At 53.4% G+C, this 856-nt stretch carries 1 protein-coding gene; it reads right to left on the reverse strand.

What is annotated here, in order from left to right; translation table 11 throughout:
- On the reverse strand, positions 1-775 hold a 775-nt coding region (locus EGM97_RS26070; protein WP_477788896.1), incomplete at its 3' end, for an IS110 family RNA-guided transposase.
- Positions 776-856 lie beyond the last annotated feature (81 nt).

Genomic DNA, 856 nt, shown 5'->3' on the forward strand with positions numbered 1-856 from the left:
CGCCTGTAGAAAGCTGCTTGGGTACCAGGCCTATCGAGGCGGAGTAGTCACGGCCCCGTTTGTACTGTTTGCCGTCACCTATTTCTGCAGCCAGGGCGCTGGAGGTGATCGGGCCGACACACGGTATCGTCATCAACCGTGTAGCCAGATCATCTTCAGCGACCTGGCCTTCCAGCTCTTTGGTTAACGCCTTGACGCGCTCATCGAGGTAGTTGAAATGAGCGTGAAATTGCTCGAACAGACGAATGACTGGCACAGGTACACGGAGCTCTTCCAAGACTTTGGGCAGTTCCCTGATTGATTTGACAGTCGGCTTCAAGCTAACCCCCCACTCCAGCAGGAAAGCGTGAATTCGATTAACCGTGGCGGTCCGGTCTCGCATAAACGCTTCACGGGTCATATTGAGCATGCTTAGTGCTTGCTGAGCTTCGGTTTTTAGCGCAACGAAGCGCATTGCAGAGCGACTGGCGGCTTCGCCAATAGCCTCCGCATCGACATAGTCGTTCTTGTTACTTTTGACATAAGGGCGTACATGTTGGGCCGCTATGAGTTTGGGTTGATGACCACAACTGACTGCGAATCGCCCCATGAAATGCGCACCACCGCAGGCTTCCATGGCCAGGGTGCAAGGCGGTAGTTGGGCGATGAAGGCAAAAACCTGAGCACGTGAAACCTTGGCACGGAACAGGTGGCGTCCAAGGTTATCTTGACCGTAGAAGTGGAAGCAGTTTTTGCCTAAATCCAAACTAGTGAGAGCAAGATTGTCAGTATTCATGGCGGCGGTCTCCGATTAGATCCCCCAGTGAAAGCTTAGCTTTCACTGGGGGAGGTCTGAGAGGACCATTTCATTAGGGGA

Origin of the sequence: Pseudomonas sp. AF32 (genome assembly GCF_022342325.2) — a bacterium.
Taxonomy (GTDB): Bacteria; Pseudomonadota; Gammaproteobacteria; order Pseudomonadales; family Pseudomonadaceae; genus Aquipseudomonas; species Aquipseudomonas uvaldensis.